Annotated in this window: 10 protein-coding genes; 5 read left to right on the forward strand and 5 right to left on the reverse strand. The window is 75.1% G+C overall.

Going from position 1 to position 14384, the window contains the following annotated elements; all coding sequences use genetic code 11:
- Positions 1-39 precede the first annotated feature (39 nt).
- The 4 genes from AB0G59_RS24160 to AB0G59_RS24175 all read left to right on the forward strand — a co-directional run bounded on the left by AB0G59_RS24160 (position 40) and on the right by AB0G59_RS24175 (position 7158).
- Positions 40-1131: a radical SAM protein gene (locus AB0G59_RS24160; RefSeq protein WP_360915193.1), complete on the forward strand. Its 1092-nt coding sequence runs from the start codon at positions 40-42 to the stop codon at positions 1129-1131.
- 41 nt (positions 1132-1172) lie between these two features.
- Positions 1173-3707 carry a class III lanthionine synthetase LanKC gene (gene lanKC / locus AB0G59_RS24165; protein ID WP_360915196.1) on the forward strand — a complete coding sequence of 845 codons (2535 nt, stop codon included), beginning with the start codon at positions 1173-1175 and terminating at the stop codon, positions 3705-3707.
- A gap of 204 nt (positions 3708-3911) precedes the next feature.
- Entirely contained in the window at positions 3912-6470 is a 2559-nt protein-coding gene (lanKC, locus tag AB0G59_RS24170; RefSeq protein WP_360915199.1) for a class III lanthionine synthetase LanKC, read from the forward strand.
- 160 nt (positions 6471-6630) lie between these two features.
- A complete protein-coding gene (locus AB0G59_RS24175; protein ID WP_360915202.1) occupies positions 6631-7158 on the forward strand; it encodes a hypothetical protein in 528 nt (175 codons plus the stop codon).
- A gap of 27 nt (positions 7159-7185) precedes the next feature.
- Here the strand turns inward: AB0G59_RS24175 and AB0G59_RS24180 are convergent, their stop codons facing one another.
- The 4 genes from AB0G59_RS24180 to AB0G59_RS24195 form a co-directional block, all read right to left on the reverse strand.
- Positions 7186-8727, reverse strand: a complete 1542-nt coding sequence (locus AB0G59_RS24180) for an MFS transporter (protein ID WP_360915205.1) — start codon at positions 8725-8727, stop codon at positions 7186-7188.
- Positions 8728-8845: 118 nt separating this feature from the next.
- Complete coding sequence (locus AB0G59_RS24185; RefSeq protein ID WP_360915208.1) at positions 8846-11020, reverse strand: FUSC family protein; 2175 nt, start codon at positions 11018-11020, stop codon at positions 8846-8848.
- A 176-nt stretch (positions 11021-11196) separates the two neighbouring features.
- Complete coding sequence (locus AB0G59_RS24190; protein ID WP_360915211.1) at positions 11197-11817, reverse strand: DsbA family protein; 621 nt, start codon at positions 11815-11817, stop codon at positions 11197-11199.
- Positions 11818-11958: 141 nt separating this feature from the next.
- Positions 11959-12453 (reverse strand): MarR family transcriptional regulator, encoded by a 495-nt coding sequence (locus AB0G59_RS24195; RefSeq protein WP_360915214.1) that lies wholly within the window; start codon positions 12451-12453, stop codon positions 11959-11961.
- Between the two features lie 121 nt (positions 12454-12574).
- Between AB0G59_RS24195 and AB0G59_RS24200 the strand changes: the two genes are divergently transcribed.
- The gene (locus AB0G59_RS24200) at positions 12575-12934 is read left to right on the forward strand and encodes a zinc ribbon domain-containing protein YjdM (protein WP_360915217.1); all 360 of its coding nucleotides are present in this window, start codon (positions 12575-12577) and stop codon (positions 12932-12934) included.
- Here AB0G59_RS24200 and AB0G59_RS24205 read toward each other — a convergent pair.
- Complete coding sequence (locus AB0G59_RS24205) at positions 12921-14381, reverse strand: MFS transporter (protein WP_360915220.1); 1461 nt, start codon at positions 14379-14381, stop codon at positions 12921-12923. The genes AB0G59_RS24200 and AB0G59_RS24205 overlap by 14 nt on opposite strands.
- Between the last annotated feature and the right edge of the window lie 3 nt (positions 14382-14384).

Below are 14384 nucleotides of genomic sequence, written 5' to 3' on the forward strand. Positions count from 1 at the left end.
CCGGACTCCCCGCACGACGGCCCGGACTGACGATCGATTGTGCGATTCAAGGAAAGCCGAAAGGGAACCATGAGCGTGTCTTCCGGTCCCGAGGTGGTCGTCTGGGACACCACCTATGCCTGTCCCCTGCGCTGCTCGCACTGCTATTCGGAGTCGGGCAGGCGGGCACCGCGGCAATTGAGCCACGAGGACATGCTGCGGGTGACCGACGCCCTGATCTCGCTGAATCCGCGCGTGGTCGCGCTCTCCGGAGGGGAGCCGCTCCTGGTCAAGGGGATCTTCGAGGTCGCCGGGCGGCTGTCCCGGGCCGGCATCAAGACCGCCGTCTACACCAGCGGCTGGATCATGGAGCCCTGGATGGCGACCGAACTCGCGAAGGTCTTCGACGAGGTCATCGTGAGCCTGGACGGCGCGACGGCGCAGGTGCACGACCGGATCAGGGGCCGGCGCGGCTCCTTCGACCGGGCGCTGAGCGCGCTGACGCTGCTCGACGGCGTGGCCCGGGAGCGCAGGCGGCTGAGACAGTCGCCGCTGTGGTTCGGCATCGACTGCGTCGTCGTGCGGAGCAATTTCCCGCAACTGGAGGAATTCTGCACGGCCATCGCCCCGCGCTTCGGCGAATTGCGGAGCCTGACCTTCAATGCGGCCGTTCCCGAAGGGCTCGCCAGCCGACCGGAATTCGGCCACTTCGAGCTTCTCGACGACGAGCAGGTAAGGCAGTTGACGAGCGAGCGGCAGCACGCCCGGCTCCAGGGTCTGGCACCGGAGGGAGTGAAGATCTTCGCCACCGACAATCAGAATCTCGTCATGCGCCCGGACCGTTTCGCAAGTGGCGTCGACAGTCTGGTGATGCAGATCGAACCGGACGGTGCCGTACGGGCGTTGCCGGTCTACGAAGGGACCGTGGGAAATATCCTCGACGAATCCCCGCTGGACCTCTGGTATCGCGGGGTGTCACGGCTGCGCGACCCGTTCGTCGTGGAGACCCTTTCCGCCGTGCGGACCATGCAGGACTGGGCGGAGGCGGTCCGGCGGATGGATTATCACTTCGGTTCGCAGGAGGTACGGTCCCGGATCGACCGCCGCTCGGTGCGGACGAATCCGCCGGAGTTCAGCGCCCTCGCCCTGTGACCCGGTGACCGACCGGAGTCCTCGCCCGAAAGGCACGCGCCGTGCTGACGCTCAAGGACTACGACCGCTTCGCCCTCGCCGACCCCGTCTTCTACGACACGCCCGGGCGCTACCCCGACGGGCACGAACGGCTCGCCGCGGCCCGCCGGCCGCCCCCGCAGGGCTGGGAGCGCGGCGAGAGCGACTGGTGGATCACCCTGCGCCCGCCGGGGTCCGGGCCGCCCGCGCAGGGCTGGCGGATCCATGTCTCGGTGACGCCGGACCGGCTGGCGCGGGCGGTGGACATCGTCTGGGGCCACTGCGTCCGGGCGGGGCTCGCCTTCGACTTCCTGCGCAGTGCGGCCACGGCACGCGAGTCGGCCGGCCGCCACGCGCAGCGGCTGCCCGGCCGCCACCCCGTCACCGTCCACGCGGGCGACGAGGCCGCCCTGACCCAGGCCCTGGCCGAGCTCGCCGTGCTGCTCGACGGGCTGGCGGGCCCGTACCTCCTGGGCTCCCTGCGGCACGGCCCCGGCCCGCTCCACGTCCGCTACGCCGCCCCCGACGGCGGGCCGCTGACCCGGCCGGACGGCACGCCCGAACCCCAGCCGCGCCGGGCGGTGTTCACCCTGCCCGACTGGGTGCGGCTGCCCGAGGTGCTGCGCCCCGACCTTCAGGCGCTGCACGCCCCGCCCGCCGACGCCTTCCCCTACCGGGCCGAGCGCGCGCTGGGCCTGGGCCACGGCGGCGGGACGTACCTCGCGACCGACACCCGCACCGGCGAGCGGGTGGTGCTGCGCGAGGCCCGGCCCCACGCGGGCCTCGACCGGCGGGGTAAGGACGCCGTCGCCCGCCTCGGCGGACGGCGGGCCGCCCTGGAGCGGCTGGCCGGCCTGGCGTGCGTGCCGCGCCTGGCCGACCACCGCACGCGCGGCGAACACCACTTCCTCGCCGAGGAGTACGTCGAGGGCACCTGTCTGCTGCGGGCCGCCTCGGCCGCCTTCCCGCTGACGTCCCACGAGCGCGCCGTACGGGAGGCCGGCCCGTACACCGCATGGGCCCTGGGCGTCGTGGAGAGCGTCGGGGAGGCGCTGGACGCCCTGCACGACAGGGCGCTGCGCCTGGGCGAACTGCGCCCGCAGGACGTCCTCGTACGCCCCGACGGCCGGGCGGTGCTCGTCGGACTGGCGTCGGCGACGCACCTGGCCGACGACCGTCCACCGCCCGTCGGCGACGGCGACTTCGCGGTGCCCGCCGGCCTCACGGCCCGGGACGCGGCCCGGTATCTGCTCGAACGCCTGCGGCTGTGGCTGTTCCTGCCCCTGCCCTGCGTCGGACCGGGCAAGCCGCGCACGCTCGCGGCCGCCGTCGAAGCGCACTACCCGGTCCCGGCGGGCTTCGCGGACCGCCTCCTGACGGGGCTGTCCCCGGCCGGTCCCCCGCGGCAGGACCTCGCGGGCGCACTGCTGGCGGCCCGCACGCCCGACTGGCCCGCGATCCGGGATTCCCTGGTGCGCGGCATCCACGACAGCGCCACCCCCGGCCGCCGCGACCGGCTCTTCCCCGGCACTCCCAGCGGGCCGGCCGACATCGGCGGGGCCGCGTTCGGCTACGGCGCCGCCGGCGTCCTGTACGCCCTGCACCGGGCCGGGGCGCCCGTCCCCGAGGCGTACACCGCCTGGCTGACCGGGGCGGCCCGGCAGGACGGCAACCGCCGGCCCGGTCTCTACGACGGTCTGCACGGCGTCGCGTTCACCCTCGACGTCCTCGGGCACCGCGCCCGGGCCCTGGAGGTCCTCGACTCCTGCCCCGCGTCGTGGGACCGGACGGCGCCCGCCGACCTGGCCGGCGGCCGCGCCGGAATCGCCCTGACCCTGCTGCACTTCGCGGCGGCGACCGGGCGGGCCGCCCTGCGCGGCAGGGCCCTGCGCCTGGCCGCGGAGCTGGGCCGCGCCGTCGACGGCCCGTTGCCCGCCCTGCCGGGCAGACCCCCGCCGTACGGCCTGCTGCACGGGGCGACCGGAGTCGCCCTGCTGTTCCTGCGGGTGCACGAGGAGACCGGCCGGGTGTCGTGGCTCGACCTCGCCGACCGGGCGCTGCGGCACGATCTGGACCGGCTGCGGACCCTGGAGGACGGCGCGGTCACGCTCTTCGACGGCACCGCCGGCCTGCCCTATCTGCACGGCGGCAGTGCCGGGGTCGCCCTCGTCCTGCGGGAGCTGCTGCGGCACCGGCCCGAGGCGGGCGGGGCCGGGCTGCTGGCCGGGATCCGGCGCACCTGCGACGCGGTGTACGTGCACAACGCCGGTCTGCTGCGGGGGCGGGCCGGTGCGATCGCCACGCTCGCGGCGCTGGGCGAACCGGTGGACCGGCCGGCCGTGCTCCGCCAGGTCCGGCGGCTGGCCTGGCACGCCCGCTCGCACCGGGGCCACCTCGCGTTCCCCGGCTTCCGGATGCTGCGGCTCTCCTCGGACCTGGCCACCGGTGCCGCGGGCGTCCTGCTCGCCCTGAGTTCCGCGTTCGAGGGGAGCGGTCCCGTCCTTCCCTTCCTCGACCCGCGGCCCCCCGCCGTCCCGTCCGCCCCGGAAGGGAGGTGAACGACGTGTCGGAGATCCTGGAGCTGCAGGAGCTGGAGGAGGAGACGCCCGCTCAGTGGCCGTGCAGCAACAGCTACCACAGCACCCTCGGACAGGTCTGAATCCGCCCCCTGCCGGCCGCGGCCGGCCGTCGCCCCGCACGGCGGCGGCCGGCCGCCCCGCCGAGCCCCCGGGAGGCACCGGAGGAGATCGGAGATCACCCGCATGCTCGCCCAAGGCCACCTCGTCGCGGACCCCCTCTTCGTGGACACGCCCGACCGCGTCGAGGACACCGCGAGCCGCTTCGCGCGGACCCAGCAGCCGGCGCCCGCGGGCTGGCGGCGCGCGGAACGCGGCGGCTGGGTCTCCCTGCGGCACACCGGCGCGCGGCTGCCGGAACAGGGCTGGAAGATCCACGCCTCGGCGACGCCCGAGGAGGCGCCCCGGGTAGTCGACGCGGTGTGGGAGTACTGCGTCGAGCGCGGCATCAGCTTCAAGTTCCTGCGCAGCCGCACCCTGCTGGCCCTCGTCAACAGCAAGCGGGCACCCCGGTCGGCCGGCGGCAAGCTCATCACCATCTACCCGCGCTGCGAGGAACTGCTGGAGCGGACGCTGCGGGAGCTGTCGTCGCTGCTGAGAGGGGTGAAGGGACCGTACATCCTCAGCGATCTGCGGTGGGACGAGGGGCCGTTGTACCTGCGCTACGGCGGATTCTCCCCCCGGTACTGCTTCGCCCGCGACGGCGAGTACGTACCGGCCGTCGTGCGCCCGGACGGCCGGCCTGTGCCCGACGTGCGCGGGGCGGTCTTCAAGGTGCCGCCGTGGGCGGGGGTGCCGCCATTCATCGACTCCCGCATCCGCGCCGCCCGGGCGAGGACCGGCGACGGCCTGCCCTACCGCGTCGAGAAGGCGTTGCACTTCTCCAACAGCGGAGGGGTCTACCGCGCCGTGGACCCGGCCACCGGGCGACGGGTCGTCCTGCGCGAGGCCCGCCCGTACGCCGGCGTCGACGACAACGGCATGGACGCGGTGGCCCGGCTGGCGCGCGAGCACACCGTGCTGCGCCGGCTGGCCGGCCTGGGCTGCGTGCCGGAGGTCATCGCCCGCACCCGCCACTGGGAACACCACTTCCTGGTGCAGGAGTTCGTCGAGGGCGAGCGGCTGCACGAGGCGATCGCGCGCCGCCATCCGCTCTTCCACCCCGGCGCGGACGAGGAGGCCACGGCCGCCTACACCCGGTGGGCGTGCGGGGTCCTCGACGGCATCGGGGCCGCGACGGCCGCGCTGCACGCGCGGGGCATCGTCTTCGGCGACCTGCAGCCCGGCAATGTGCTGGTGCGGCCGGACGGCAGCGTGTGCCTGGTCGACTTCGAGACGTCCTTCGACATCGCGGAGGGCTTCACCCCCGTCATGGGGACCGCCGGCTTCATAGCCCCCTGGGCCCGTTCGGGGTTCGCGATCGACGCCTACGCCCTCGACTGCCTCGCGCTGGCGCTCTTCTGCCCGCTGACGGAGCTGCTGCGCTTCGACGCGGGCAAGCACGAGCAGCTGATCCACCTGGTGGAGGAGCGCTTCCCGGTGCCGGCCGGCTTCGGCGACCGGCTGCGCGCGGGGCTCGCCCCGCCGCCTGCCGCCTCCCCCGCGCCGTCCGTGGCCTGGCCCGTCGGCCCGGCCGGGCCCGACGGCCACGGCGACGGCGGCGACGACGGCGACGACGCGGAGCACGGCGAGCGGTGGGAGGCGGTCCTCGCGTCGTTGCGCGACGCCATCGTCTGCAGCGCCACACCGGAGCGCGAGGACCGCCTCTTCCCCGGCGACGTCAAGCAGTTCGACGGCCAGGGCACGGGCCTGGCCTTCGGCGCGGCGGGGGTGCTGTACGCGCTGCACGCCACGGGAGGCGGCGGCTGCCCGCGCTTCGAGAGCCACGTCGACTGGCTGGCCCGGGCGGTCGAACGCACCCGCTGGCCGCGGCCCGGACTGTACGACGGGCTCGCCGGGGTGGCGTACGTGCTCGACGCGCTGGGCCGGCCGCAGCAGGCCCGCGAGACGGTCGGCCGGCTGACCGGCTTCGACCTCACCGGCTGCGGGGTGGGCCTGTTCGGCGGCATCGCCGGCATCGCCCTGACCCGGCTGCACTTCGGCGACGTGGATGCGGCGCTGCGCCTCGGCGACCGGCTGGCGCGCACCCTGGAGGGCGACGGACCGGCGGACCCCGCCGCGGTGGGGCTGATGCGCGGCTGGTCCGGGCCGGCGCTGCTGTTCACCCGGCTCTTCGACGTCACGGGAGACGACCGCCACCTGCGCCTGGCGGAGGCGGCATTGGCGCGGGACATCGCCTGCTGCGGGGTGTCCGGCGGCCGGTACGTGCACGTGCGGGACGGCCGGCGCCGGCTCACCACGCTCGGCCGGGGCAGCGCGGGCGTCGGCATCGCCCTCGACGCCTACGTCCGCCGGCGCGAGGACGCCCACTTCTCCCGGCTGCGGGACCGTATCCGCGACGGCTTGGGCACCGAACTGCTCCTGTCGTCCGGTCTGCTCGAGGGCCACGCCGGGCTGCTGTACGCCCTGGCGCACCTGGGCGGCCCGGCCGCCGCGCGCCGGGTCCAGCTGCGGGGGCTGGGGCTGCACGCGGTGCGCTACGAGGGGCGGTTGGCGTTCCCGATGGACGGGCTGCTGCGGCTGTCGATGGACCTGGCGACGGGGACGGCGGGGGTGCTGCTCGCCGTGCACGCCGCGACGCGGCCCGGCGCGGTGGCGTCGCTGCCGTTCCTGCGCCCGGGGTGAGGCCCACGCGCCGGGGGGTGCGCGCTGCGGCGCGGGCGGTACGGACGGGCTGCGGGAGTCGTGGGTGACGGGGTGGGCCGTGCGATCTCCAGGGGTAGCCAGGGGCCGGTGCGCGCCGGTCCCGGCGCGCGAAGGCGTCAAGGCTTCAAAGGGGTCGTGCATGTTCGGTAAGCGCGGTATCGGAATCGCCCTGTGCTCGCTCACGCTGATGGGCGCGTCCCTGACCGGGGCCCCGGCCGCTCAGGCCCATACACCCATCGCCTGCACGGGGCAGGAGAGTACCGGCTACGCCCCCGGACTGCGCCTCACGCCCCGCCCCACGCGCATCGCGGCGGAGGGCGTCTTCACCTGCTCCGACGCCCCGGGGCACACGGTCGCGGCGACCACGCGCATCACGGCGGACGCCCCGCGGGCCGGCTGTCTGACCGTCGGGACGCTGCGGGCCCGGGAGACCGTACGCTTCCGGGACGGCCGGACGTCGGTGATCTCGTACGGCACCGGGCAGTCCGCCCGGGCCCTGGGCATCCAGACCATCCGGCTCGACGGCGTGGTCGTCGACGGGCTCGGCAAGGGGGCCCGGGCGGAGCGGGTCGTCCAGACCACACCCGGGGGACTTCCCACCACCTGCCTCACACAGAGCGGCCTCGAACGCGTTACCGCCTTCACGCAGCTGCGCATCCTGCCCTGAGGCCGCCGGCGACGGGCGGCCGCCGCGTCAGTGACCGCCCGTCACCTTGAAGCCCCGGGGCACCATCAGCACCGCGAGCAGGGTCACCGTGACGACGATGCCCGCCGAGACGTAGGCGGTCGTCGTGAGTGCTTCGTCGAAGGCCGCGCGCGCGGCCGCCAGCACCTGTCTGCCGGTCTCCCCGCCGACCTCCCCGGCGACCTCGGCGGCGCCGCCCACCGACTCGCGGGCGAGGTCCCGCTCGCCCCCGCTCAGCGGAAGGTCCGTCATCCGCGCGGCGTAGGCGGCGCCGTGGATGCTGCCGAGGAGGGCCACGCCGAGGCCGACGCCCAGTTCGTAGGCGGTCTCGGACACCGCGCCCGCCTGCCCGGCCCGCTCCACGGGCACGGAGGAGACCAGGACCGAGGCCGAGGCGGTGATCGCCAGCCCGTCGCCGAGGCCCAGCGCGGCCAGCACGAGGGCCACGACGGGGTAGGTGGTGGGTTCGGGGGCCACGGCGAGCAGCAGGAACCCGGCCGCCAGGGTGCCCAGGCCGATGGCCAGGACGGCGCGCACCCCCATGTGGTGCATCAGATGGGGCGAGCACAGCGAGCCGGCCAGCATGGCGAGGGCCGAGGGCAGGGTGCGCAGCCCGGCCTCCGACGGCGAGTAGCCGTGCACGTACTGCAGCCACAGGGAGATGAGGAAGAGGGCGGCGCCGATGGCCAGCATGGCCAGGAGCGTGGCCAGCGCCGCGGCGAGGAACGGGCCGTGGCCGAAGAGCCGGACGTCCAGCAGCGGGTCCTCGAGCCTGAGCTGGCGCCGGGCGAACACGGCCAGCAGGGCCACGCCGAGGAGGAGCGTGCCCACGTCCTCGGCCCGCAGGCTGCCCTTGGCGACGTGTTTGATGCCCCAGGCGAGCGCCACGATGCCGGCGATCGACAGCAGCGCGCCCACCCAGTCGAGCCGCCCGTGCTGCGGCGCCCGGTACTCCGGCAGCAGGCGGATGCCGGCCACGACCGTCACGACGACGACCGGCACGTTCACCCAGAAGGCCGCCTGCCACTCGAAGTGCTCGACGAGGAATCCTCCGATGAGCGGACCCACGCAGGCGCCCGCGCCGGCCACGGCGGCCCAGATGCCGATGGCCAGGGCCCGTTCGCGGTCGTCGGTGAAGATGTTGCGGATCAGCGAGAGCGTCGAGGGCATCACCATCGCGCCGCCGAGCCCCAGCAGGACGCGGCCGCCGATGAGCTGCCAGGAGCTGTGGGAGGTGGCGGCGATGACGGAGGCCAGCCCGAACAGCACGAAGCCGGTGAGGAAGAGCAGCTTGCGGCCCCACCGGTCGCCGACGGCGCCGGTGGTGACGAGGAGGCCGCCCAGGACGAGACCGTAGATGTCGATGATCCATAGCTGTTCGATGGCGCTGGGCCGCAGGTCGTTCATGAGGGAGGGCAGTGCGACGTTGAGGATGGTCGCGTCCATGGCGACCAGCAGCAGGCTGGCGCAGAGCACGGCGAGCATGGCCCAGCGGCCGGCCGTGGGGGCCGCGCGGTCCCCGGCCCCGGGCTCTTCGGGAGCTCGCGTCATGGACGACACCTCACCCTTCACGGGCCTGGGACTGCCGGAACCGAGCGACATGACCGATTGGTTCAGTATGAAATGGATTTCCGGGCAGCGCGCGGCAGGGAAAGCGGACACCGCGCGGTCACCGGATGCGGGCCAGGTCCTGTGCCACGCCGGTGAGCCAGGCCTCCGCGTCGACGGCCAGCAGCACCGGTGCGGGGTCGGAGTCCGCCGCCCGGAGCGCGGCGCGGCACAGCGGCCCGGAGGTGTCGGCGGGCAGGGGCGCGGGGCCGGGGTCCCGGGCGGGCGCGGACGGCGCCGTACCCGAGCGCAGGGCGTGGGCGCAGCGCCCGCAGTCATCCGCAACCCGCACGGCCAGGGCGGTCAGTTCGGCGGCCGCCTCGGGCGGCAGCGGGGCGGGGCCGGCGCCGTCCGGGCGCCTCATCAGCATCAGCTCTCCGCCGCGCAGCAGGTGGTACCCGGCGGCCAGGACGAGGTCCCAGTGCGGCTCCGCCGTGCGGCGGGGCATGCGCTCCGTCTGGTACTGGCAGTACGTGGCCTCGGCCAGCAGCATCGCACGGCGGGCGGACCGCAGCGGGTCCGCCGGCCCGGGCCGCCCGCACAGCCGGTCGGTCACCGCCCGGCAGCCGGCGGCGGCCTCGGTGAGGAATCCGGCGAGCGCGCCCCGCAGTTCGCCGTGGCCGCCGTGCGGCCAGGCGAGCAGGCTGGCCGCCGCGCCGAGGGTGCCGCCGACCAGCACGTCGAGGATCCGTACCGCCGGCAGTTGCCAGTCGGCGGTGGAGAGCTGGGTGAAGAGCAGGACGAGGACGAGGGTGAACACCGCCTGTTCGTAGGCCGGGCCGAGCAGGGGCGCCACCGTGAAGCCGACGAGGAGGACGACGGGCAGCGCGGCGGCGTAGAAGACGGGCACGTTCCCGACGGCGGCGAGCATGGCGGCGGCGACGGCGGCTCCGGCGGCCGTGCCGAGGAAGGCGGGGCGCAGGGCGGTGCGGGTGTCGGCGGCGGAGGTGCGCATCAGGCTGAGCGTCGCCAGCAGCACCCAGAAGCCGTGCGAGAGGCCGAGGGCGCCGGCCAGGAGGCGGGCGGCGGCGAGTGCCACGGCGACCCGCAGGGCGTTCTGCAGGTAGACCGAGCGGGGCGTCAGGTGCAGGCGCAGCCGTCGCCACCACAGTTCGGGGGCGGGCACGGCGGCGTACAGGAACGGCCACTCCCCCGCCGGTGCCTCGTGGGCGGGGCGGGCGCCGAGGGCGATGCGGGAGGCCCGCGCCGCCAGCAGCGCCCCTGCGGCGGCGGACTTGGCGACGGCGTCCTGCCGCAGCCGCAGGGGCGAGGCGCCGGGCAGTCCGCGCACCCGGGCGGCGTCGAAGTCGGCGACGGCCGCGGCCAGGCCGGCGGCCTCGTCCGAAGGCGCGCCGCGGCGCAGCCCCGCCGCGACGGGCCGCAGGGTGTCGGCGGTGCGCCGCAGCAGGGCCATGGCCTCCGGTCCGGCCGCGGGCGGCCCGCCGGGCGCGCCGTAGAGCCGGTCGAGCTGGTCGCGTACGTGGCGGACCGCCGCGCGCGTGTGGTTGAGGGCCCGGTCGCGTGCCGAGGGCGAGATGGGGCGTTCGGTGGGCGGCAGCCGGGAGGGCCGGGCCGCCTCCAGGGCCCGGTCGGCCGCCGCCCGGGTGTCCTCGGCGCCTTCGGCGGCCGTGGCGCAGCCGCGGGCCACGGCGGCGGTCGCGTCGGCGAGGCGCAGGCGGTAGGGGACGGGCGGGGGCTCGGCGGGCAGGAGGCGGTCCACGGCGGCGGTGAGCAGGATGCCGGCGCTCAGGCCGGCCAGCCGGGAGCCCAGGGTGTCCGGTGCGTAGGGCGGGAAGCAGGGCAGGACGTAGTAGAGCTGGCAGGCGACGCCGATCCCGGCCAGCCGCGGCCCGCCCACCCCGGCGAAGGACACCGCGAAGCCCACGACGAACATGCCGCAGGCCGCGGCCCAGTCCCGCACCGCGAGCAGGGTGCCGGCCGTGACCAGCAGGCAGGCGACCGGCAGGACCGCGAGGAGCGTGCGGGTGCGCTGCCGGGCGGGGCCGGGGACGTGGGAGAACATCACCAGCGGCAGCGAGCCGAAGAGGGCGTACAGCCCCATGAGGGAGTCGCCGAACCCGTAGGTGCAGGTGTAGAAGCCGGTGCAGCCGGCGATCGTGGCGCACACCGCGCGCCGGGCGACCCACGGCGCGCGCGGCTGCCGCAGCAGCCGGCGGACCGCGTGGGTTCCCTGCGGGCGTGCGGGCCGGGCGGCCGGGGTACGGGCACGGATCATCGTGTCTCCCCAGGCTAGGCGGCCCGCGCCCGGCCGCAACCGGGGCGGCCCGGCCGGCGCGGCCGCCTCAGCCGGTCATCGCCTCGCGCACGTCGGGGCGCTTGCCGGTGGCCTGGTGGGCGGCGGTGCTCATGACGGGGAGTCCTTGCGTGGGGGGGAAGAGCGGGTGGTGGGGGTCAGGCGGCGGCGGAGAACGCGGCCAGGCGCTGCTCGACCTGGTCGGCGGTGGCGTGGCCGACGGCGATGACCGCCGCGCGCTCGCCGTCGACGGCGAGCAGGGTGGGGAAGCCCTCGACGCCGTACTCCGCCGAGCGGCGGAAGTCGGCGCGGGCGGCGGCCGCGGCGGCGGGCGAGGCGAAGGCGGCGGCCACGGCGTCCGCGTCCAGGCCCGCCCGCTCGGCGATCGTGCGGTAGGTGGCGGCCTCGGACAGGCTCAGGCCCTCGGCGTAGAACGCCTCCTGCAGGGCCGCCGTGAGCTCGGCGGCCCGCTCGGGGGCGGCCTGGCGCAGGGCGGCCGTGCCGCGGGCGGCGGCCTCGGAGTCCATGACGAAGGAGCCGTCCGCGATCAGCCGGTCGTAGGCGGCGCCGAACGCGACGCCGGTGAGCCGGCTGATCTTGGCGTTGGCGCCCTGGACGTAGCCGAACTCCCGGATCGGGACCCGGCGGGCGCCGGTGAACAGGCCGCCGGAGACGACCTCCACGCTCAGCCCGGGCCGGCGGCGGGCGACCTCGGCCAGGGTGGGCGAGAAGCCGTAGGACCAGCCGCAGTAGGCGTCGAAGACGTAGACGAGCTTCATGAGGAGGTGTCTCCCGGGGGTGGGGGCCCGCGGGGGCGCGAGCCGTTCACCTGAGAGAACAGTATCTGCTGTGTCAGGCATTCCCGCCGACGGCGATGGAGGCGAAAATTTTTTACTTGGAGATCTTTTACTTGGAGATTTTTACTTCAGGCGCGGCAGGGCGTCGCGCGCCGCGTGGCTGAGGGTCCTCAGGTCCTCCGCGAACCGCTCCCGGTGGGCCTCGGGCAGCGGCTCGAGGAAGAAGCGCCGGATGTTCTCCACATGGATGCGGGCCGCGCGGACCACCGTCTCCTCGCCCTGGGGCGTCAGCCGCACCAGCCGCCCCCGCCGGTCGTCGGGGTCGGCGTCCCGGACCACCAGGCCGGCCGCCTCCATCCGGTCCACCAGCCGTGTCACCCCACCGGTGCTGAGCACCCGCTCCTGGGCGATCGCCCGCATCGGCAGCCCCGCCTGCCCGGCGCGCCCCAGGATCAGCAGCACTTCGAACATCAGGTGACTGATCCCGCACTCCTCCTCGATGGCCCGGCCCAGGATGTACTCGAGCCGGTTGGCGGCCCCCTGCAGCCGCCCGAACGCCAGGACGCGCCCGTCGTTCGCCGCCTGCTCCGCCGTGGCGATCTCCGCTTCCCCTGCCACCTGTGCCACCTGACCCCTTCCACCACACGTCCGGCACCGGTGCGCCGGCCCCCTCGACCCTACGAGGAGAACCCCGCACCGGCCGCACTGATGATGTTCTGCGGACTCTTACACTGGTCAAGTGAACGAGAACCTGCCGCCGTGCCCCGAGTGCTCCAGCGCCTACACCTATGAAATGGGCGCGCTCCTGGTCTGCCCGGAGTGCGGGCACGAGTGGTCGCTCCCGGCGGCCGCCCCGGACGCTGCGGGCGACGCCGAGGACGGTGTGATCAGGGACTCCGTCGGCAATGTCCTCGCCGACGGCGACACGGTCACGGTGGTCAAGTCCCTGAAGGTCAAGGGCCACCCGACGGGCATCAAGGCGGGCACCAAGGTGCGCAACATCCGCCTCGTGGAGGGCGTGGCCGGCCACGACATCGACTGCAAGATCGACGGCTTCGGTGCCATGCAGCTCAAGTCCAGCGTGGTCAGGAAGGCCTGATCCGACGTCGGCGGCCCGCGACGTGCGCGTCGGGCCGCCCGCCCGCGGCTGCGCTCAGCGCCATCAGCACCGTGCCGACGGCCAGCACGAGCACCGGCAGCGGCGGCAGCACCGAGTCCCAGGTGTGGCCGCCGCCGAGGTGGTAGGCCAGGGTGACCAGGGCGACGCCCAGCGCGGTGCCCAGCGATCTCGTCATGTTGATCAGCCCTCCGCCGGCACCGGAGTGTTCCTTGGGCACGGAGGCCATGACCATCTCGTTGTTGGCCGGGGTGTAGAGGCCCAGCCCGAGGCCGAGGAGGCCGAGCCAGACGACGAGCCACGGCTTCCCGGGGGCGGCGAAGGCCAGCCCGGCCAGGGCGGCAAGGGCCAGCAGGGCACCCGCCAGGCACCGCCGGCGGCTCGGCCACGACGTCGGCAGCACCGCTTCCTGCGCGTTGGCCGCGAGCGCGAACCCGGCCGCCAGGGGGCTGAGCAGCAACCCCACCCCCATCTCGTCCGCCCCGGTGTGCCGGACCAGCGCCAGCGGAACCAGCACCAGCGGCCCGAACAGCACCAGATACCCGGCGAGCGCCCCGAGCAGGCCCCACGCGATCCGCCGGTCGCGCATCAGCCGCATGGGCACCAGCGGCGCGGGGGCGCGCCCCTCATGCCGTACGAACCCCCACCACAGTGCGGCGGAGCCCACGATCAGTGCGGCGCCCACCCAGCCCGGCACCGGCAGCCCGGACAGGGCCGACACCCCGCCCAGCAGCGCGGCCACCGCCGACGCCAGCCAGAGGGTGCCGGGCAGATCGAAACGGACCTCGGTGGGCCGCTCACCCGTGGGCGGCAGCAGATACCGGCCCATGACCATGGCCACGACCCCGACCGGCACGTTGATCCAGAACACCCAGCGCCAGCCGACCGTGGCCACCAGGACGCCGCCCAGCGTCGGACCGACGGCCAGACCGAGCGCCTGGCCGGCCGCCTGGAAGCCGAGCGCGCTGCGCAGCTTCTCGCGCGGGGCGGCGACGGTGACCAGGGCGACGCTGTTGGCGGAGATCATCGCCGCGCCCAGGGCCTGGACGACGCGGAAGCACACCAGCGCGGCCAGGCTCGGCGCGAGGGAGCAGGCCGCGGACGCGAGGGTGAAGAGAGCGAACCCGTGGAGGTAGACCAGCTTGCGGCCGAGCAGATCGGACGTGTGGCCGACGGTGACCATCAAGGCCGTCGTCACCAGCAGATAGGCCAGCGAGACCCACTGCACGGTGGCGAGCGGAGCGTCGAACTCCTGCTCAAGGCCGGGGTAGGTGATCGTGACGATGCTCGAGTCCAGCTGCCCCATGAAGGCGCCGACGCACACGGTCAGCACCACCAGCTGCCACGAGTACGCCGACTCACACACCCAGCGCGGCCTGTCGCGCTCCCGCAACAACCGCTCCGCCAGCCGACCGCCCTGACCGTTCATACC

Source organism: Streptomyces sp. NPDC021096 (assembly GCF_040641275.1).
Classification (GTDB): Bacteria; Actinomycetota; Actinomycetes; order Streptomycetales; family Streptomycetaceae; genus Streptomyces.